Here is an 18,548-nt window from a genome sequence, read left to right as displayed (position 1 = left end):
GAGCGGATGCCGCTACTCGGCGTCGCCGAGCAGGACGGACGTCTCGACGTTCGCGGCCGCCCGACGCGCAGTCTCGCGGGCCAGGCTCTTCAGCGCGTCGGCGTCGTATCCCGCGGCGTCACTCAGCCCGATGCCCACGCCGACCACGGGGATCACTCCCCCGCCCACCTTCCCGAGATCCTCGAACAGACCGCGGTAGATGGCGCCCGCCTGGCGCCGGGCGTCGGCGGCGGAATCGACCAGGACGCCGACGAACAGGCCGTTCGGGCCGTCCTCGGCGACCAGCGCGTCGGCGGGCGCGTGACGACGCACCCCGGTGCGCCAGGTCTCGGTCACCGAGCGGGCCACCTCGCTGCCGAACGCGGTCGAGATCTGATCAAGGTCGTCGACGCGGACGGCGATGACCCCCACCAGCTCGGACCGCCACGACGCCCGTTCGCACAGCGCGGCGAGGTCCTGCGCGAACTGCTCCCGCCCGAGGATTGCGTCTCCCGAACTCGGCGACGGCGCCGGGCGGACTTCGCCCCGCATCGGCGCGCGCGACGCCCGCAGCACGGAGGTCACGACCACGGCCACGATCGTGAGGATCACCGTCAGGAAGCTCATCGGGATGCTCCCGAAGACGTTCTGGAACAGCGGGCTGTCGGGACCGGACGTGAGGAAGGCGGTGGTGCGCGACACGTAGTACAGCGACTGCACGCCGAGGACGGCGCCGAGCACCCACGCCGTGCGCGACTCGCGCATCGCGCCGCGGAGGCACTCGACCGCCCCCGCGCCGGCGAATCCGACGAGCGGGACGAACATCCACAGCGCGCCGGCCCAGTCGCCTCCCCCCGGCCCTTCGAGCGTCACGGACAGCGCTGCTGCCAGGACAGCCGCGGCGACGAGCCCCGCGGCCCAGTCCATCCTGCGACGGTTGAACCGGCGGCATCCCAGCCACATGCAGCCGGTTCCCGCGACGAAGGCGGCATTCCCGACGGCGATCGCCCACCAGGCCTCCGGCTCCTGCGCCCACATCGTGTAGGCCAGGGTGGTCAGCATGGCGGCGAGGAAGCCCAGGGCCCAGATGCGGCCCGCGCCCTCGTCGCGGCGCAGCAGCGTCTCGAGGATGAACAGCACTCCGCTGACGTTCACGACGAGTGCGGTCATGAGAACGACGCTGGCGAGGTCGAGGTTCACGTGGGGAGTCCTTCCGGAGGGACGGCGGGAAGCTTGACGATGAACGTCGAACCGACCCCGGGCGAGGTGTGGAGCCCCAGCTCACCGCCGTGGGCGCGGACGATGTCGCGGGTGATGGCGAGTCCGAGACCGGTGCCGGCACGACGCTCGGCCCCGGCCTTGTAGTAGCGCTGGAACAGGCGCGACCGGTCGGCCTCGCTGATCCCGATGCCGGTGTCGCGCACGAGGATCCACGTCGAAGTGCCGTCCGTGGTGGTGCCGAGGAAGACCGTCCCGCCGTCCTTGTTGTACGTGATGGCGTTCGAGACCAGGTTGTCGACGACCTGGCGCAGCCTCACCGGGTCTGCCCACGCGGTGGCCTCCTCGAGTCCGGTCGTGTCGATGGTCACGGCCCGGCTGGCCGCACGGGGCACGAGGGCGACGCCGGACGCGCGCACGATGTCGCGGGCGTCGAGGAGCTGCGGGGTCATGGTCGCCTCGATCGACGACGACGACGAGCTCGACGCCGCGAGGATGTCGGCGACGATCCGCAGGAGGCGCTCGGCGTTCCGCTCCGCGATGTCGAGATTGGCCCGGACGTGGTCGGGGATGTCGGGCTCCTCGATCACCAGGTCGAGGTAGCCGAGGATCGACGTCAGCGGAGTGCGCAGCTCGTGCGACACCGACGCCACGAGCTCGTCGCGGGCGCGCAGCGCCTCCAGCTCGCTCGTGACGTCGCGCGAGATGACGACGGCACCGGCATCGCGGCCGTCGGGGTCGATGAGCCGTCTCGCTGTGACGCTCAGCGCTTGGCGCGGATCCGGGTCCTCGCCGAACCACACGATCTGCGAGTCGAAGGCCTCGCCCCGCAGTGCCCGCTCGACCGGAAGCTCGTCCGGCGGAAGGCGTGTCACCCCATCGTCGCGGAAGGCCGAGGCGCCCCCGCCGTCACCCGCCCGGATCGCCTGCTGAAGTCTGCCGTGAGCCTCGTTCGTGACCGAGACGCTGCCGTCCGGGTCGATGCGGACGACGCCGAAGTCGACCGCGTCGAGCACCTCGGTGACGACCTGCTCCTGGCGCCGCGTGTGCTCGAGGACACGCCGCAGCAGAAGAGCCTGCTTCGCGAGAAGAGTGCGCTGGGCGTCGGAGCGACGCGCCGTGAGGTGGCTCGTGGCCGCGAGGGCGACGAGCACGAGCGGCAGCAGGAACGTGGTGTAGGTCAGGGGCTGCGGGGTGATGGCGACGAGCAGCCCGAGGATGACCGCGATCGCGGCGATCACGGCGAACAGCCCCAGGAGCCCGAATCCCGAGGCGAGCCACGTGGTCGGGAAGATCCACAGCAGGCCCATCGCCGACCCGGGGGCGGCGAGCTGCAGCAGGGTGATCGCGACCATGTCGACCGCGGGCACGACGGCGACCCACCCGAACGGCATCCGATTCCACGGAATGACGAACGTCGCGCCGGTCACGACGATGATGATCACCACCCCGGCGAAGAAGAGAACGTGATCCCCGCCGAACGGACCCACCGCCACGAGGGCGCCCAGCACGAAGACGACCGACGCCAGCAGCAGCTGGTTCAGCGTCGCGGTGCGTGCCCGCGTGCGATCGGAGAAGTCTTCGCGCAACCACGTCGCGCGCGCTCGTGCCGACCGCGCGTCGGGTGCGCGCAGGGCACGACGCCGCTCGTTGACCGCGCCGACCATAGTCGAGACGGTAACGGATGCCGCGGCCCGCGCCCGGGCGGCTCGCGCGGCGGATCAGAACCCGAAGTCGCCGCCGAAGTCTCCCCCGAACCCGCCGAAGTCGCCGGCCGCGTCCGCCGAGCCTGCGTCGCCGCCCCAGCCGGATCCCGAATCGCCCCAGGCGTCGCCGCCGCCCGCGTCCCCCTCGGTCGTCGAACCGTCGGAGGAGGCATCCCCCGACCCGTCGTCGTATCCCTGGTCGTATGCCAGGGACGGAGCGAGGAAGGCGCTGACCAGCGCCGACCCGATGACGTATCCCGCGACGGTGCCGAGGATGGACGAACCGACCATCGCCCCGAACGACGGCCCGCCCTGCTGCCGGGGCCCGCCGAGCGTCCGCTCCATGAATCCGGGCTGGGTGTATTCGCCGCGGGTCGCCGCCCGCGCCAGCGCCTGCGGGTCGGAGGACTGCGGTCGCTCGGATGCGGGGAGCCCCGCGGAGAGGTCGGCGAGCACCTGCTGGCGCTGGGCTTCAGTGAGCTTGGCGAACGCTTCGGCGTGCACCTGCTCGATGGTCTCGGGCGGCGCGGTGCGAAGCAGATATCGGTACCGCTCGATCGCGACCTCGTCCTCGCTGCGCGGTGGCTGCAGGCCCGGCGCGGAACCGTGCTGCGGAACGGGCGGCGACTGACGGCCGGCGTCGTCCCCGCCGAACAGGCGGTCAAGGAATCCCATGTGCGTTCCTCCGTCCGAATGGGACTCCGAACGTAGACGTCGATCCTTGGAGCGGCCTGAGCGGAGTTGCTGCGGCCGTCAGACCGAGCGGGCCACCGCCTCGCTGACCCACCGGGCATGAAGAGCCCAGGGGTCGTCGACGCCGGCCGCGAGACCGGCGACGTGGCACCGCAGCGCATCCGACCGCCGGAACCACTCGGTGCCGCCGAACCGGTCGGCCGCGAACTGCTCGTGCCGACGGCGCTCGACCGTTCGATCCCCTCGCTCGAACGCGAGGAGCTCCTCGTGCCAGATCGCACCGAGTCGCTGCCGCGGATTGGCGGTGGTGCCGATCTTGATGCGGTCGTCGTAGCGCAGGTAGTACACGACGTCGACGCGGGGCGGCGGGAGCTCGCCGTCGACGACGTCTCCATGACGCCACTCGCACACCGCGCACAGCCATCCGCTGGGGTATCTCGTGCCCAGCCGGGATCCGCACAGCACGCACGGCGACGGCAGCGCATCCGTCACGCCGTTGAGCCGCTGGTCCCACTCGGATGCCGCGGCGAGATGCCACTCGCACAGCGGCACCGGGGCTTCGGGCGGCACTGTGCCGCGGCATCCGCTCGCGATGACACAGGAACCGGGCACACCGCGAGTGTACGAGCAGGTGCCGACATGCCCGTGGACGCGGAAAGGGCCGGGACCCGAAGGTCCCGGCCCTTTCGAACCGGATGCCGGGAGCGCCGCGCGCCCCCGGTCACCGCTGACGGATCAGCGGCCCGACAGCTTCTCGCGCAGAGCGGCGAGGGCCTCGTCGTCGGCCAGCGTGCCCGCGGGACCGCTGTCGGACGAGAAGGTCGACGCGCCGGTCTCGACCGGGGCGGCAGCCTCGGCCTCGAGAGCCTTGGCGACGGCGGCCTTGTGAGCCTCCCAGCGACCCTGGGCGGCGGCGTACTCCTGCTCCCACTTCTCGCGCTGAGCATCGAAGCCCTCGAGCCAGGCGTTGGTCTCGGGGTCGAAGCCCTCGGGGTACTTGTACTCGCCGTTCTCGTCGTACTCGGTGACCATGCCGTAGAGGGCGGGGTCGAACTCGGTGCCGAAGGGGTCGACCGACTCGTTCGCCTGCTTCAGCGACAGCGAGATGCGGCGACGCTCGAGGTCGATGTCGATGATCTTGACGAAGACCTCTTCGCCGACCGACACGACCTGCTCGGCGAGCTCGACGTGCTTGCCGGAGAGCTCCGAGATGTGCACGAGACCCTCGATGCCATCGGCGACACGCACGAACGCACCGAACGGAACGAGCTTGGTGACCTTGCCCGGGGCGACCTGACCGATCGCGTGGGTGCGGGCGAAGACCTGCCACGGGTCTTCCTGCGTGGCCTTCAGCGACAGCGAGACGCGCTCGCGGTCGAGGTCGACCTCGAGGATCTCGACGGTGACCTCCTGGCCCACCTCGACGACCTCGGACGCGTGCTCGATGTGCTTCCACGAGAGCTCGGAGACGTGCACGAGACCGTCGACGCCGCCGAGGTCGACGAACGCACCGAAGTTGACGATCGACGAGACGACGCCCTTGCGGACCTGGCCCTTGTGCAGGTTGTTGAGGAACGTGGTGCGCGACTCCGACTGCGTCTGCTCGAGCAGTGCGCGGCGCGAGAGCACGACGTTGTTGCGGTTCTTGTCGAGCTCGAGGATCTTCGCCTCGATCTCCTGGCCGAGGTACGGCGTGAGGTCGCGGACGCGACGCAGCTCGATGAGGGAGGCCGGGAGGAAGCCGCGGAGGCCGATGTCGACGATGAGGCCACCCTTGACGACCTCGATCACGGAGCCGGTGACGACACCGTCGTTCTCCTTGATCTTCTCGACGTCGCCCCACGCGCGCTCGTACTGCGCACGCTTCTTCGACAGGATGAGGCGGCCTTCCTTGTCCTCCTTCTGGAGAACCAGCGCCTCGACGGCGTCGCCGACCTTGACGACCTCGTTGGGGTCGACGTCGTGCTTGATGGAGAGCTCGCGCGAGGGGATGACGCCCTCGGTCTTGTAGCCGACGTCGAGGAGGACCTCGTCGCGGTCGATCTTCACCACGGTGCCTTCGATGAGGTCTCCGTCGTTGAAGAACTTGAGGGTCTTCTCGACCGCTGCCAGGAAGTCCTCGGCAGATCCGATGTCGTTGATCGCGACCTGCTTGGTGGCCGGGGCGGTCGTTGCGGTAGTCATGTAGTGGGTTGTCCTTGTTGGGTTGGGGTCTCGGGCTCGGCCTTCGTCGACTCCCGCGCGCGCGATGGTGAACGGATGCCTCAGGCCGAAGCGAAGCGGATTGTCTGTGATGCGATGTCACCGGCCGGAGCCGAGGCGTGACGAGATAGCCACACGAGTGACACTCCAGGGTAACAGAACGGGGCGGGGGCCCGCGATATTCCTGCACAGGCCGCCGGACGCCCGCCTACGGGGGATCAGGGGCGCAGCAGGACCTTGATCGCGCGGCGCTCGTCCATCGCGGCGTAGGCCTCGGCCGCCTCCGCGAGGGGCAGCTCGAGGTCGAACACCCGACCAGGACGGATCGCGCCCGACCGCACGTCGGGCAGGAGCTCCTCGATGTACCCCCGCACCGGGGCGACGCCGCCGGCGACGCCGACGTTGTTGTTGAACATCGGGCGGATCGGCAGCTCGGGCCCTCCGTTGGGGACTCCGACGAACCCCACCCGGCCCCCCGGACGGGTCGAGCGCAGCGCCTGATCCATGGACTCCTTGGTGCCGACGCATTCCAGCACGCGGTCGGCGCCGATGCCGCCCGTCAGCTCGCGCACCCGCTCGACACCGTCGTCGCCGCGCTCCGCCACGACGTGCGTCGCCCCGAATTCGCGGGCGAGTGCCTGGCGCTGCGGGTGACGGGACATCGCGATGATCGTCGTGGCGCCGAGCCGGTGCGCGGCGATGACGGCGCACAGCCCGACGGCGCCGTCGCCGACGACGACGACCGAGTCGCCCGGTCCGACGCCCGCGGACACCGCGGCGTGGTGACCGGTGCCCATCACATCGCTCAGTGTGAGCAACCCCGGGATCTCCTCGTCGGAGACGGGACCGGGGACGACGGCCAGCGTGCCGTCCGCCAGCGGCACGCGCACGCGCTCGCCCTGCCCGCCGTCCGCGAAGCCGCCGAATCGATCGTCGCTGCCCCACCATCCGCCCGATAGGCAGGAGGTGCTGACGCCGTTGCGGCAGTTCGCGCAGGTTCCGTCGCAGACGTAGAACGGCGCGATCACGAAGTCGCCGGCCTTCACCGTGCGGACGTCGGGGCCGGTCTCTTCGACCACCCCGACGAACTCGTGTCCGATGCGGTGAGGGCGGTCGGTCGGCGTGACGCCGCGGTAGGGCCAGAGGTCGGAACCGCACACGCAGGCCGCGACGACGCGGACGATCGCATCGGCTCCGGTGGAGAGCGCGGGTTCCGGGACCTCCTCGACGCGGATGTCGCGGGGAGCGTGGATGACGGTTGCGAGCATGGGTCGAGCCTACGGCGCGAAGCGACCGGGTGGCCCGCACCAACCCGACCGCGCTGGCACGATGGAGACATGTGGATCGGATGGATCGAGTTCGACCTGCTGCTCGGTGACGTCCACTCGCTGAAGGAGAAGCGCGGGGTGCTGCGCCCGATCGTCGCGGAACTCAGCCGACGCACCGAAGCGGCCGTCGCCGAGGTGGGCGATCACGACCTGCACCGGCGGGCCACCATCGGGGTGGCCGTCGTCGCGTCCGGCTCGTCGCACGTCCGCGACGTGATCGATCGGGCGGAACGGGTGATGGCCGACCGGCCGGACGTGACGCTGCTGTCCGCGCGCCGCGGCCTGCACTCGAGTGAGGACTGACTCAGCCCGCGATGGCGTGACCGATGTGCTCGTCGCCCGCGCCGAAGCGGATGGTGCGGCCGATCGTCGAGTCGTCGTCGATGACCGCGGCGATGACACTGGCGACGTCCGCGCGAGAGACCTCGCCACGGCCCTGGGGATCGATCTCGATCCGGCCCGTGGGCTCGTCGAGAGTGAGCGTTCCCGGCGCCAGGATCGTCCAGTCGAGGCCGCTGGCGGCGAGGTGCTGGTCGGCGGCCCATTTGGCGTCGGCGTACGGGAAGAACGAGGAATCCGTCGAGACGCCGTGATCGGCGCGCGAGCCGATCCACGAGACCATGACGAAGCGGTCCACGCCGGCCGCCTCGGCGGCGTCCATCGCTCGTATCGCGGCATCCCGGTCGACGGCGTACGTGCGCGCGGGGTTGCCGCCGCCCGCTCCCGCCGACCACACCACGACGTCGTTGCCGCTCACGAGGTTGGTGAGCTGGTCGAGGTCGAACGTCTCGATGTCGGCCACGACGGGCTGCGCACCGGTGGCCGCGACGTCGGCCTCGTGCTCGGGATTGCGGATCACCGCGGTGACCGTGTGCCCCGCGGCCGCGAGCAGCGGCTCGAGCAGGAGCGCGACCTTGCCGTGTCCGCCGAAGATGAGGATGCGCGCCATGGGTTTCCTTCCGTCGCAGCCTCCACGCTAACCCGCGCGACGCGGAGCCACCGAGGGGTTGACGCCCGACAGCGGATCAGCGGCTCTCGCCGGACCCTGTGGTCGAGGCATCCGCTGTGCTCGCGTGGTTCAGATGGCTGTGATGGCGCCCCCACAGCAGGTAGAAGGCGAGGACGACGAGCAGCCACGCGGCGAACCAGCCGTACGTCTCCCACCCGAGCCCGGTGATGAGGTACCCGCACGCCAGGATCGACAGGATGGGTGTCACCGGGTAGCCGGGCACACGGAACGCCCGCGGCAGGTCGGGGCGGGTGCGGCGCAGCACCATCACGGCGATCGACACCACGATGAAGGCGACCAGCGTCCCCATCGACACCATGTCCCACAGGTTCGACAGCGGGATGAATCCCGCGAGCAGGGCGATCACCACGGCGGCGGCCACGGTGGAGAAGACCGGGGTGTGCGTGTGGGGCGCGACTCGCGCGAACGCCCGCGGCAGCAGTCCGTCTCGGCCGATCGAGTAGAGGATCCGGCTCTGCCCGAACAGCGTCACGAGCGTGACCGAGAAGATCGAGATGACGGCGCCGGCGGCGAGGACCGTGGCGGGCCACGTCGCACCCAGCACATCGCCGAGGATGACGGCGAGACCTGCACTCTGCTGATCGGGGTCCTCGAAGGCCTGCCATGGCTGCGCCCCGACCGCCGCGACGGCGACGAACAGGTAGACGGCGACCACAACGGCCAGGGCGACCAGGATGGCGCGCGGCAGCGACCGCTGCGGGTCGCGGACCTCGTCGCCCGCGGTCGAGACCGCGTCCAGGCCGATGAAGGTGAAGAAGATCGTCCCGGCGGCCGCGGTGACACCCGCCGCTCCGTGCGGCGCGAAGTCGGCGAAGTTGTCGGCCTGGAAGGCCGTGATCGCGATCGCGCCGAACATGAGCAGCACACCGATCTTGATGATGACCATGATCGTGTTGACCGTCGCCGATTCGCGGGTTCCCCCGATCAGCAGCAGCGCGCATGCGCCGACCAGCACGACGGCGGGGAGGTTGACGATGCCGCCCTCGAGCGGGCCCACGGTCAGCGCCGCCGGGATGTGCCACCCGAAGAGGTCGCCGACGAGCCGGTCGAGGTATCCGCTCCACCCCGACGCCACCGCCGCTGTCGAGACGCCGTACTCGAGGACGAGGCAGGCGGCCACGCCGACCGCGACGATCTCACCCAGAGTCGCGTAGGCGTAGGAGTACGTCGAGCCCGAGACCGGCACGGCCGACGCCATCTCGGCGTAGCACACCGCCGAGAGACCCGCGGCGAGCGCCGCGACCAGAAAGGCGAGCACGACGGCGGGGCCGGCAAGCGGCACCGCCTCGTGCATCACGAAGAACACTCCGGTTCCGATGGTGGCTCCGACGCCGAGCATCGCGAGCTGGAAGGTGCCGATCCGGCGGGTGAGGCCGCTCGGCTCGGTGTCCGGCGCGCTCACCGGCTTGCGGCGGAACAGCTGGCTCGTCGTGCTCATGGGGATCCCTCCGGCCGGCAGTGGGGGCCCGGCCGTCAAGCCACGCTACCCGCTCGGCCCGCCCCGGCCGGGCAGCTCTGCCGGTGGGACGGTCTTCGCCGGCCCTTCAGGCGGCGAGCACCGACGCTTCAGGCGGCGAGGGCGGCCGTGTCCGCGAGGATCGCCCGGACGGCGTCGCGCCCGGCCCGGTTGGCGCCCACGGTGGACTGCGACGGACCGTACCCGATGAGGAACAGCCGCGGTTCGTCGAGCGCTCGCCCCTGGGCGACGCGGATGCCGCCCGCCGACGTGCGCAATCGCAGCGGAGCGAGGTGGTCGAGCGCGGGACGGAACCCGGTCGCCCAGAGGATGACGTCCGCGGCGACGAAGGTGCCGTCCGGCATGCGCACGCCGTCCTCCTCGATCGCCGAGAACATCGGATGCCTCGTGAGCACCCCGCGCGCGGCCGCAGCCCGCGCCCACGGCGTCCAGTGCATCCCGGTGACCGAGATGACGCTCCCGGGCGGCAGACCCTGCCGGACGCGCTCCTCGACACCGGCGATCGCGGCAACGCGCGCCGGGATGTCGAAGTCCTCCTCGACCCACTCGGGCTCGCGACGGGTCACCCAGTAGGTGTCCGCCACATGGGAGATCTCGTCGAGCAGCTGCACGGCCGAGACCCCCGCACCGACGATGACGACGCGTCTGCCCGCGAACTCGTCGCGCGACACGTAGTCGGCCACGTGCAGCTGGCGTCCGCGGAACCGCTCCTGACCGGGGTAGCGCGGCCAGAACGGGCGCGTCCACGTCCCCGTGGCGTTGATGACGTATCGCGCCGCCCACGCCGATCCCTCGCGCGTCTCGACGATGAGGCGACCGGCGGGATCATCGTCGGCGCGGCGCACGGCCGCGACCCGCACGGGACGCCGCACGTCGAGGGCGAATCGCTCCTCGTACTCGGCGAAGTAGGCCGGCAGGACGTCGCGGCTGGCGGCCGTCGGGTCCGCCGGCGGCACCGGGTAGCCGGGAAGCTCGTGGATGCCGTTGACGGTGGCCATGCGCAACGACGCCCAACGGTGCTGCCACGCTCCGCCGGGGCGCTCTTCGCCGTCGAGCACGACGAACGAGGGCGACTCTCCGGCGGCGCGGCTGACGGGCTCGTAGCCACGCCGCCGGAGGTGATAGGCGGCCGAGAGGCCCGCCTGCCCGGCGCCGATCACGACCACGTCGACGGGCACCGGATCCATGCCGGCGGTAACGCGGACGCGTGCCGAGTGATTCCCGGCGGTCAGTTCAGCGCGCGCGTCGAGGAAGGGATGACGCCCCCGCCGTAGAGGTCGGCCGCGACATCCTGGAGCGCCGTGAGCGCGACCCGCTGCGTCGTGGGGCCGTACGAGATCCGGGCCACACCGAGGCTCTCGTACTCGCGGGCGCTGAGGGCACCCGGCAGGCCGATGACGCTGATCTTGCGCTCTCCGATGCCCTCCACGAGCTGGCGTGTCACCTCGGCATCCAGGATGCCGGGGACGAACACGAGACTTGCCCCCGCGTCGAGGTATGCCCGGCCGCGCTCGATCGCGTCGGCGACAGATTCGGCGAGGGGCCGCCCACCTGCCCGCACGAAGGCGTCGGTGCGCGCGTTGAGCACGAACGGAACCCCCTCGGCCTCCCCCGCCGCGACGATGGCCCGCACGACCGCCACGGATTCGTCGAGAGGCTTGAGCCGGTCCTCGACGTTCGCGCCGACGACGCCCTTGCCGATCGCCCGGCGGACGGTCTCGCCCGCGTCGCCGTGACCGTCGTCGAGGTCGGCGGTGACCGGCAGATCGCCCGCGGCCTCCACGATCCGGCCGACCATGTCGAGCATCGTCTCGATGGGGATCTGCCCGTCGGCGTACCCGTAGGTCGCCGCGATGGAGTGGCCCGCGGTGGCGATGGCCCGGGTCTCGGGGAGAGCGGCGATCGTGCGGGCGGACACGGCATCCCACACGTTGACGACCTGGAGGATCTCGGGTGCGGAGTGGAGGGCTTCGAGGGACTGGGCTTTCTCAACCTGCGTGGTCATGGCTCCACGCTATCGGCGCTGGAGACGGGCGGGGCGGTGTCGTCATGCGGCTCACGGACGACGCCGTCGACGTACCACCACCTCCCGCTCTGACGCACGAATCGGCTCCTCTCGTGGAGTTCCCCGCGTTCTCGGCCTTGGCGCCATCGCGCGCGGAACTCCACCATCCCCCGCTTCGAGTCCCCGGTCCCCGCCTCGACGGCGACGACGTCGAGTCCGCTCCAGCGCAGTGACGGATCGAGTTGCAGGTCAGGCGGTCGCGTGCCCGGGTGCCACGTCTCCGTCAGGTAGCGCCGGTCCCCCACGACGAACGCCGTGTACCGGGAACGCATGAGAATCTCGGCCGACGCGGCCGCCTCTCCGGCGAGCAGTGGGGCGCAGCATCCGTCGAAGCGATCCCCGCTGCCGCACGGGCACGGCGCGTGGCCTGCGGGGCGGACGAAGCCGCGCGGCGCGGAGGAGCCTGCGGAGGACACCTCACACCCCCGCTCGGGTGGCGCACTCGACGCACCGGGTTGCTGACGGTCGGACGAGCAGACGGGCTGCCGGGATGCTTCGGCCGCAGTCGACGCACCGGCCGTCGTCGCCGTCCGCCACGCGTGCCAGGGCAGCATCGACCTCGGCGAGCTCGCGGTCCGCGGCCGAGCGCAGGCCGGCGAGCCGCGCCCACTCCGTCGAGAGCGTCACCCCTTCGGGGTCGTGCTCGTCGTCGGCGTTGTCGGAGCCGCGGTCGACGCGAAGCGCACGGATCTCGGCATCGAGACGGTCCGCCCGGGCCAGCGCGTCGGCCCGCAGGTGGGCGAGCTGCGCGCGCCTGTCGCCTGCGTCCGCCTCCGGAGGTCGGGAGTCGGGCGCGTCGTGAGCGGATTCGGGCATACCGACGACCGTACCTTCGGCCAACCCCACCGGGACGCTGCACGCTGAGGCAGCGGCGCCCCCTTCCAGCGTCGGGCGAAAGGTTCGCGCCGGGACGTGACGCCAGGCGATTCCCAGGTCCGGGTGGGATCCTGGAGGGGCTCCGCGCGGCGGGTCGGCCACCCCCCGGCCGGCGACGCGGACCCGCCGAAGGCACCCGAACCGGGACCCCTCCTCGTGCCCACCCCCAGGGGCACGAGGGGCGGCCTCATCCGAGTCGCCCAGAGCCGGCGGTCGCGGCCCCCCACGCGATCGTCGGCTCCTCCACGGCACACCTCCGATCCGCCATCGCCGCGGTCCGCCTGGGGGCCTGTGGATAACCCGAGGGGCCCTCCCGCCACTCTGGTTACCGTGAGGCCATGACCTCCACACACCGGTGGCCGGCGGCCCTGTCCGCGCTGCTCGCCCTCGCCCTCACCGGCTGCGCGCCCCCCGCCGCCCCTGATCCCGAGCCCGCGTTCGCCACGGAGGCGGAGGCCTTCGCCGCCGCCGAGAAGACCTACCGCGCGTACGTCGATGCTCTGAACGAGGTCGATCTGAGCGACCCGGAGACGTTCGAGGCGGTGTACGCCTGGACCACGGGCGACGCGAACGCGGAAGCAAGGGAAACATTCAGTCGAATGCACGCGGACAACTGGAATGTCTCGGGAACGAGCACGGTAACGGCTGTGGAGCTGGAGGACGTTTCGGACCGGATGGTGCGCCTTGCCGTGTGCCTTGACGTGTCTAAAGTGCTCCTCCTGGATCACTCTCGGCAGTCTGCGGTGAGCGAGGACCGCCCCGATATCCAGAGCATGCTCATCACGCTACAAGCATCGAAGTCGCGGGGATCAGACCTGCTCATTAGCGACTTCGCTGGGCGAGAGGGAGAACCTAAATGCGCCTAATGGGTCACCTTCGCGTTGCGCTGATCGTCGGGATCCTGATCTCGAGCCACACCAGCCCTGCCTCTGCTAGCGATGACTGCGGGTTCAGCGGATGGCAGGACAAGTGCACGATTGGGTCAACTGTCTCTCAGGTCGACATCGGCGCCAGCCGCCAGGACCACGGCGGTCCGCCGGCCGGTGGCTCATCGGGGGCTGGACCCTCCGGCCCCGGCGCCTCCACGTCGGGTGACGGCGACGACGAACCGCAGGAGTGCGGGCGACTCGGATGCCGCGGCAACTACACCGTCGCGATGCCACCGGAGCTGACCATTGAAGACCTCGCGTCGTTCCGGCCGACGACGCCGACGCTGTCCGGAGAACCGGAAGGTTTCGCGGTGGTGGGCATGCCGGCGAACATCGTGGCGACGGCGTCGGAGCAGGTGCTCACCGGCACGGTCCTCGACTGGGACGTGCGCGTGCGCTTCACCCCGGTCGCGTTCGAGTTCGCCTACGGCGACGGGACGTCGACGGTCACCACCTCCGGGGGCACGTCGTGGGGTGGGCTCGGTCAGCCCCAGTTCACCCCGACCGCCACGAGTCACACCTACCGCGAGCGCGGCACGTTCCGCGCGACGGTCACCGTGCGCTACGAGGCGGCCGTCGACTTCGGGAGCGGGAGGTGGCGGCAGATCCCGGGACACATCACCGCGTCAGCCGGCGCCTATCAGGTGCGCGTCGTCGAGGCGCTCACGGCGCTCGTCGAGCGGACCTGCACGGAGAGGCCGGACGGTCCGGGATGCTGACCACGACCGGAGCCGTCAGCGAGCGACCGCACTCCTGCGGCGCAGGCGATGGACCAGACGCAGCCCCGCCCTGGCCGGCACCGCGACGGCGAGCGCGACGAAGCCGCGAAGCGACCGGTCCTCCGCCCCGAGCACCGACTTTCGCTCCCACACGTCGCGCAGCGCTCCTCCCCGGCGCGCGAGGGGCGGCTTCGAAGGCAGCGAGCCGGCCCGCCGAGCCTCCACCAGATCGGCGAGCGCCGCCGACCAGTCGTCCTGCGCGGGATCGTGGAAGTAGTTGTCGTCCATCCAGCGGGCGTCGGGCCGCCGGAAGCGGCGGTGCACGACATCCTCCTCGCCTCCGAGCAGTCCCGCTTCCGCGAGCACCTCGTTGATCAGCTCGGGCGACACCCCGAACAGATCGAGGGCGATGACCGGCACGCCCCGCGCCACCGCTTCGATCGCCGCCGTCGAGCTGACGGTCACCAGCCCCTCGGCCGACGCGAGCGCGCGTCCCATGGGCGCCGTCGACATCACGAGGTTCTCGGGGAGCGGCGCGAACGCCTCGAGCAGGTCCGGGTACGCGTCGCGCTCGAGGTGCGTCTGATGCTCTCCGGTCGCGGCCCGCAGCTTCACGACCACTCGGCGGGCAGGATCGGCCCGCGCCGCCCTCACGAGCAGGGCGGCGATCCGCTCGCGATCCCTCCGTTCCGCCGGAACCTTCGCCTGCGCCGCGAACACCAGGTCCCGGCCTGCCGCCCGGGCAGGCGCAACCGCCCCGCCCCGCGCGAACGGAAGCGTCGCGAGCCCGAATAGCTGCGGCATCCCCCGTTCCTCGGCCAACGCGGTGAAGTCCCGACGCTCGCGGCGCGAATGCAGCACGAACAAGTCGCACTGGGTGCGGTAGGCGATCGCCTTGCGAGTCGCCGGTATCGAGATGCCGGGCAGACCCGTTGCCAGCACCGGCCGGGGCGAGAGCGTGGCGACCTCCCGGGCGAGCACGCGCACGAGCGGTCCCCGCGCGGCCAGCAGCACCGCATCGGGGCGCTCCCGTTCGAGCCGGTCCCGCAGATCCGACCAGCCCACCCGCTCGACACCCGACACGTCGAGGTCGCTGCCGTTCAGCGCCGCGTCCAGCTGCGCATCCGACACCGCGAGCGGCGTCTGCACGACCAGCAGCGACACCTGCCACTCCGGGTCGAGCGTCGAGATCAGGGCCGCGGCCCACTTCACGTACGAGTCGGTGTCGGCGAGCGCGACGAGTCGCCGCCGGGGACTCACGCGGGGACGCGGCGCAGCTTCGCCATCGGTGCGAGCTCGCCGGGGTAAACGCGCTTCACACCGTCGCCCAGCGCGGCCTCGATGATGCGGATGTCGCGGACAAGATGCTGCAGCCCCGCGGGCTCGAGCGACGCAGCGTGATCCGATCCCCACATCGTCCGGTCCAGGGTGATGTGCCGCTCGACCGCCACGGCGCCGAGCGCGACGGCCGCGAGCGAGATCTGCAACCCCCGCTCATGCCCCGAGTAGCCGACGGGGACCCCCGGGTAGCGGTCGCGGAGAGCCGGGATCATGCGGAGGTTCGCCTCCGCGGGCTCCATCGGATACGTCGACGTCGCGTGCATCAGGAGGAGTCGCTCGGTCCCCAGCACGTCGATGGCGGTGTCGATCTGCTCGATCGTCGACATCCCCGTTGACAGGATCACGGTCTTGCCGGTGTCGCGGAGCGCACGCAGCAGACCGAGATCGGTCAGAGCGGCCGACGCCACCTTGTGCGCCGTCACACCGAGGTCCTCCAGGAAAGCGACGCTGGGCTCATCCCATGGCGACGCGAACCACTCCAGCCCGCGAAGCAGAGCATGGTCCGAGATCTCGATGTACTGGTCGCGGTCGAATTCCACCCGGCGCCGGTAGTCGAGGTAGCTCATCGTGCCCCACGGCGTCTCGCGCGGCACATCGCGCATGTGCTCCGGAGTCGCGATCTCGGGAGTGCGCTTCTGGAACTTCACGGCGTCGGCGCCGGCATCCGCGGCCACGTCGATGAGCTGCTTGGCGAGCTCGACGTCGCCGTTGTGATTCAGGCCGATCTCCGCGATCACGTAGGCGGGACGACCGCCTCCGACGACGCGGGATCCGATGGTGACGGTCACTGTGCCTCCTGTGTGGCGATGCGAGGGTGGACGGATGCTGCAGCCCGGCCGGAGAGCACGCGCTCGGCGAGGTCGCGCACGGCGCCGGCGCCGCCGGGGCGGTTCAGCACGACCCGGGCGGCGGCGAGCACGAGAGGATGGGCCTCGGGAACGGAGACCGGCCACCCGACCAGCTCGAGACACGCGAGGTCGTTGACGTCGTTGCCCAGGTAGGCGATGCGTGACAGCGGGATGCCTCGGTCCGCGGCCCATTCGCGCAGAGCCTCGCTCTTGTCGGTCAGCCCCTGCACGACATCGACCTGGAGCTTGCGAGCCCGCGCGGTGACGACCGGATTCACCTCGGTCGAGAGGATGAGGACGGGAACGCCGGCCTCGCGAAGTCGCGCCACCCCCATGCCGTCGGACCGGCTCACCACGACGGACTCGGTGCCGTCTTCGCCCACCGTGACGGAGTCATCGGTGTGCACGCCGTCGAAGTCCGTCACCACCGCGTCGACCAGGACCGGGCCGGGCACGTCGATCAGTGGCGCGATGGCGCGAGCCACCTGCAACTCGCTCGGCGTGTCGATCTCGATCGCAGTGCGCTCCGGCACCTCCGCGATGCCGATGCTGCCGAAGAAGCGGTGACCGGAGGCACGGAAGCCGGCCGCCCTCATCACGTAGAACGCACCGGTCTCCAGGTAGTGGGGGTCGCGATCCTGCCGGCGGGGGCGCACCTCGGCGTCATGGTTCACGGCCTCGGCGGCGTCTCCCGCGGCCTTCGCCCACAGGAACCCGTACGTCTCCACGGCGGAGAAGACGCTGTCGCGGCGCCGCGAGCGCACCAGGAGCACGGCCTCGTCGAGCGCCTCCGAGTCGATGAAGGGCGACGTCGCCTGCAGGAAGGCGATCACGCCGACGTCGACCCCGCGTTCTTCGAGCACCGCCATGGCGTGGAGCAGCGCACTCTCAGACGACGCCGAATCGCCGGCGAGCTCCGCGGGTCGCACGATGATCTCGGCGCCCCATTCCGCGGCGACCGCGGCGATGTCCGGATCGTCGGTCGACACGACGACGCGGTCGATCGACGGGCATCGGCGCGCCGCGTCTACGGCGCGCGCGACGAGCGGGATGCCCCCGACTCGACGCAGATTCTTGCGGGGGACGCCCTTGGACCCGCCTCGGGCGGGAATGATCGCCACTGCTTCGCTCATGCGGCGGCCCCCGTGACGGCCCGGGGCTGTCCGACCCGCAGGCTGGAGCCGGTGCCCTCCAGCACCAGCGGCAGCGTGGTCGTCGTGCTCGACGGGAGCGTGCGGATGTCGAGCGGCCCGTGCGCGCCGGCGAGGACGAGCTCGACCGGCAGTTCGGTGCGCAGCACCCTGATCCCGGGGATCGCCGCCACCGCGTCGAGCTGCTCGCGCGTCTCGCGGCGATGCGGCAGGTACAGCGCGGGACCGGGGGCTGCGGCATCCGTCACCCACGACAGGAAGTCCGCAAGCGGCAGACGGCCGTCCACCGGCAGCGCGCTGCCCAGCACCACCCGTCCCTGCACGTCGGGGTTGAGAGGCGCCGTGGCCCGCGTCCACTCGAACCGGTGCCGACGGATCTCGAAGCCGCGGTCGCCGAGCGCGTCGGCGCGGTCGGGTCCGAGGTCGAACGCCGTGAAGAACGAGGCGCGGCGGGCGGCGGCCCGCCGGAGGACGAGCTCGTGGGCCAGGGGTGCGAGCCGGGTCGTCCAGCCCCGCTCGGCGACGGCCGGGCGGGCGTAGGGGCGGCGTCCCAGAAGCGCGTCAGCGTACGGGAGGGTGTTGGCGCCGTCGTCGAGGAAGGTGACGCGGTGCGGGCGGAGCAGCGTCGCGGCGAGACGGAACTGTCCCGAGAAGCCGTCGCCGACCAGCCAGTGACCGTGACGGGCGAGCAGTGAGAACGGCACGCCCAGGTAGGGCTCGAGGTCGCGGAAGCGCGCACCGCGGGCGAGCAGCGCGTCGGCGGTCTCGCCCATCTGGGGCGTCAGACGACCCGCCACGGGCACCGTCACACCGTGGGCGTGGGCCCATTCGGCGGCGCCGACCAGCTGCAGCGGCGACTCGACCCACGCGAGCACATCGTTGCGGGCCATGACACCTCCTGCTCAGACCGTCTCCTCACGGTGAGCCTCGGGGGTGAACGAGCCGGGAACCCCTCGGCGTCCGGCTGGGGGCGAGAAGGTGAACGA

19 protein-coding genes are annotated in these 18,548 nt (G+C 71.4%); 3 read left to right on the top strand and 16 right to left on the bottom strand.

The window, feature by feature from the left end; translation table 11 throughout:
- Positions 1-12: 12 nt before the first annotated feature.
- The 6 genes from ACFUTX_RS05815 to ACFUTX_RS05790 form a co-directional block, all read right to left on the bottom strand.
- On the bottom strand, positions 13-1,179 hold the full coding sequence (locus ACFUTX_RS05815; RefSeq protein WP_378861374.1) for a hypothetical protein: 1,167 nt from the start codon (positions 1,177-1,179) through the stop codon (positions 13-15).
- Complete coding sequence (locus tag ACFUTX_RS05810; protein ID WP_378861372.1) at positions 1,176-2,864, bottom strand: sensor histidine kinase; 1,689 nt, start codon at positions 2,862-2,864, stop codon at positions 1,176-1,178. The genes ACFUTX_RS05815 and ACFUTX_RS05810 overlap by 4 nt, the downstream gene beginning before the upstream one ends.
- 54 nt (positions 2,865-2,918) lie before the next feature.
- The gene (locus ACFUTX_RS05805; RefSeq protein WP_378861370.1) at positions 2,919-3,578 is read right to left on the bottom strand and encodes a hypothetical protein; all 660 of its coding nucleotides are present in this window, start codon (positions 3,576-3,578) and stop codon (positions 2,919-2,921) included.
- A 78-nt stretch (positions 3,579-3,656) separates the two neighbouring features.
- Entirely contained in the window at positions 3,657-4,208 is a 552-nt protein-coding gene (locus ACFUTX_RS05800; protein WP_378861368.1) for a GIY-YIG nuclease family protein, read from the bottom strand.
- 123 nt (positions 4,209-4,331) lie between these two features.
- Positions 4,332-5,780 (bottom strand): 30S ribosomal protein S1, encoded by a 1,449-nt coding sequence (gene rpsA / locus ACFUTX_RS05795; RefSeq protein WP_378861366.1) that lies wholly within the window; start codon positions 5,778-5,780, stop codon positions 4,332-4,334.
- A gap of 236 nt (positions 5,781-6,016) precedes the next feature.
- On the bottom strand, positions 6,017-7,066 hold the full coding sequence (locus ACFUTX_RS05790; protein WP_378861364.1) for a zinc-dependent alcohol dehydrogenase family protein: 1,050 nt from the start codon (positions 7,064-7,066) through the stop codon (positions 6,017-6,019).
- Between the two features lie 69 nt (positions 7,067-7,135).
- Here ACFUTX_RS05790 and ACFUTX_RS05785 point away from each other — a divergent pair, with 69 nt between their 5' ends.
- A complete protein-coding gene (locus ACFUTX_RS05785; RefSeq protein WP_378861362.1) occupies positions 7,136-7,429 on the top strand; it encodes a DUF503 domain-containing protein in 294 nt (97 codons plus the stop codon).
- Between the two features lies 1 nt (position 7,430).
- Here ACFUTX_RS05785 and ACFUTX_RS05780 read toward each other — a convergent pair whose 3' ends face one another.
- The 6 genes from ACFUTX_RS05780 to ACFUTX_RS05755 form a co-directional block, all read right to left on the bottom strand.
- Positions 7,431-8,075 (bottom strand): SDR family oxidoreductase, encoded by a 645-nt coding sequence (locus ACFUTX_RS05780; protein WP_378861361.1) that lies wholly within the window; start codon positions 8,073-8,075, stop codon positions 7,431-7,433.
- Positions 8,076-8,151: 76 nt separating this feature from the next.
- Entirely contained in the window at positions 8,152-9,594 is a 1,443-nt protein-coding gene (locus ACFUTX_RS05775; protein ID WP_378861359.1) for an APC family permease, read from the bottom strand.
- A gap of 128 nt (positions 9,595-9,722) precedes the next feature.
- Entirely contained in the window at positions 9,723-10,820 is a 1,098-nt protein-coding gene (locus ACFUTX_RS05770) for an FAD-dependent oxidoreductase (RefSeq protein WP_378861357.1), read from the bottom strand.
- Between the two features lie 41 nt (positions 10,821-10,861).
- A complete protein-coding gene (locus ACFUTX_RS05765) occupies positions 10,862-11,638 on the bottom strand; it encodes an isocitrate lyase/phosphoenolpyruvate mutase family protein (protein ID WP_378861355.1) in 777 nt (258 codons plus the stop codon).
- Positions 11,635-12,114, bottom strand: a complete 480-nt coding sequence (locus ACFUTX_RS05760) for a YchJ family protein (RefSeq protein WP_378861353.1) — start codon at positions 12,112-12,114, stop codon at positions 11,635-11,637. Before ACFUTX_RS05760 ends, ACFUTX_RS05765 begins: the two co-directional genes overlap by 4 nt.
- Before the next feature lies 1 nt (position 12,115).
- Entirely contained in the window at positions 12,116-12,514 is a 399-nt protein-coding gene (locus ACFUTX_RS05755) for a TraR/DksA family transcriptional regulator (protein WP_378861352.1), read from the bottom strand.
- 398 nt (positions 12,515-12,912) lie between these two features.
- Here ACFUTX_RS05755 and ACFUTX_RS05750 point away from each other — a divergent pair, with 398 nt between their 5' ends.
- Entirely contained in the window at positions 12,913-13,440 is a 528-nt protein-coding gene (locus ACFUTX_RS05750) for a hypothetical protein (protein WP_378861350.1), read from the top strand.
- Complete coding sequence (locus tag ACFUTX_RS05745; RefSeq protein WP_378861349.1) at positions 13,440-14,222, top strand: hypothetical protein; 783 nt, start codon at positions 13,440-13,442, stop codon at positions 14,220-14,222. Before ACFUTX_RS05750 ends, ACFUTX_RS05745 begins: the two co-directional genes overlap by 1 nt.
- Before the next feature lie 15 nt (positions 14,223-14,237).
- On the opposite strand, the gene ACFUTX_RS05740 is transcribed toward ACFUTX_RS05745, so the two are convergent.
- Genes ACFUTX_RS05740 through ACFUTX_RS05725 form a run of 4 tightly spaced genes read right to left on the bottom strand, consistent with a single transcriptional unit; the run spans position 14,238 to position 18,452 of the window.
- A complete protein-coding gene (locus ACFUTX_RS05740) occupies positions 14,238-15,482 on the bottom strand; it encodes a DUF6716 putative glycosyltransferase (RefSeq protein WP_378861347.1) in 1,245 nt (414 codons plus the stop codon).
- Entirely contained in the window at positions 15,479-16,351 is an 873-nt protein-coding gene (locus ACFUTX_RS05735; protein ID WP_378861345.1) for an N-acetylneuraminate synthase family protein, read from the bottom strand. Before ACFUTX_RS05735 ends, ACFUTX_RS05740 begins: the two co-directional genes overlap by 4 nt.
- A complete protein-coding gene (locus ACFUTX_RS05730) occupies positions 16,348-17,544 on the bottom strand; it encodes a cytidylyltransferase domain-containing protein (protein ID WP_378861343.1) in 1,197 nt (398 codons plus the stop codon). The genes ACFUTX_RS05735 and ACFUTX_RS05730 overlap by 4 nt, the downstream gene beginning before the upstream one ends.
- Positions 17,541-18,452 carry a hypothetical protein gene (locus ACFUTX_RS05725; protein ID WP_378861341.1) on the bottom strand — a complete coding sequence of 304 codons (912 nt, stop codon included), beginning with the start codon at positions 18,450-18,452 and terminating at the stop codon, positions 17,541-17,543. Before ACFUTX_RS05725 ends, ACFUTX_RS05730 begins: the two co-directional genes overlap by 4 nt.
- Between the last annotated feature and the right edge of the window lie 96 nt (positions 18,453-18,548).

The organism is Microbacterium sp. NPDC057407 (assembly GCF_042803895.1).
Classification (GTDB): domain Bacteria; phylum Actinomycetota; class Actinomycetes; order Actinomycetales; family Microbacteriaceae; genus Microbacterium.
Note: the sequence above shows the minus strand (reverse complement) of the source record. Positions and strands in the feature narration are given on the sequence as shown.

What these genes read in the sequence shown, in the direction of transcription:
- ACFUTX_RS05780 (WP_378861361.1), bottom strand. Translation starts at nt 8,075, where the DNA reads ATGGCGCGCATCCTCATCTTCGGCGGACACGGCAAGGTCGCGCTCCTG.
- ACFUTX_RS05730 (WP_378861343.1), bottom strand. Translation starts at nt 17,544, where the DNA reads ATGAGCGAAGCAGTGGCGATCATTCCCGCCCGAGGCGGGTCCAAGGGC.
- ACFUTX_RS05750 (WP_378861350.1), top strand. Translation starts at nt 12,913, where the DNA reads ATGACCTCCACACACCGGTGGCCGGCGGCCCTGTCCGCGCTGCTCGCC.
- ACFUTX_RS05745 (WP_378861349.1), top strand. Translation starts at nt 13,440, where the DNA reads ATGGGTCACCTTCGCGTTGCGCTGATCGTCGGGATCCTGATCTCGAGC.
- ACFUTX_RS05770 (WP_378861357.1), bottom strand. Translation starts at nt 10,820, where the DNA reads ATGGATCCGGTGCCCGTCGACGTGGTCGTGATCGGCGCCGGGCAGGCG.
- ACFUTX_RS05725 (WP_378861341.1), bottom strand. Translation starts at nt 18,452, where the DNA reads ATGGCCCGCAACGATGTGCTCGCGTGGGTCGAGTCGCCGCTGCAGCTG.
- ACFUTX_RS05785 (WP_378861362.1), top strand. Translation starts at nt 7,136, where the DNA reads ATGTGGATCGGATGGATCGAGTTCGACCTGCTGCTCGGTGACGTCCAC.
- ACFUTX_RS05775 (WP_378861359.1), bottom strand. Translation starts at nt 9,594, where the DNA reads ATGAGCACGACGAGCCAGCTGTTCCGCCGCAAGCCGGTGAGCGCGCCG.
- ACFUTX_RS05790 (WP_378861364.1), bottom strand. Translation starts at nt 7,066, where the DNA reads ATGCTCGCAACCGTCATCCACGCTCCCCGCGACATCCGCGTCGAGGAG.
- ACFUTX_RS05810 (WP_378861372.1), bottom strand. Translation starts at nt 2,864, where the DNA reads ATGGTCGGCGCGGTCAACGAGCGGCGTCGTGCCCTGCGCGCACCCGAC.
- ACFUTX_RS05755 (WP_378861352.1), bottom strand. Translation starts at nt 12,514, where the DNA reads ATGCCCGAATCCGCTCACGACGCGCCCGACTCCCGACCTCCGGAGGCG.
- ACFUTX_RS05805 (WP_378861370.1), bottom strand. Translation starts at nt 3,578, where the DNA reads ATGGGATTCCTTGACCGCCTGTTCGGCGGGGACGACGCCGGCCGTCAG.
- rpsA (WP_378861366.1), bottom strand. Translation starts at nt 5,780, where the DNA reads ATGACTACCGCAACGACCGCCCCGGCCACCAAGCAGGTCGCGATCAAC.
- ACFUTX_RS05765 (WP_378861355.1), bottom strand. Translation starts at nt 11,638, where the DNA reads ATGACCACGCAGGTTGAGAAAGCCCAGTCCCTCGAAGCCCTCCACTCC.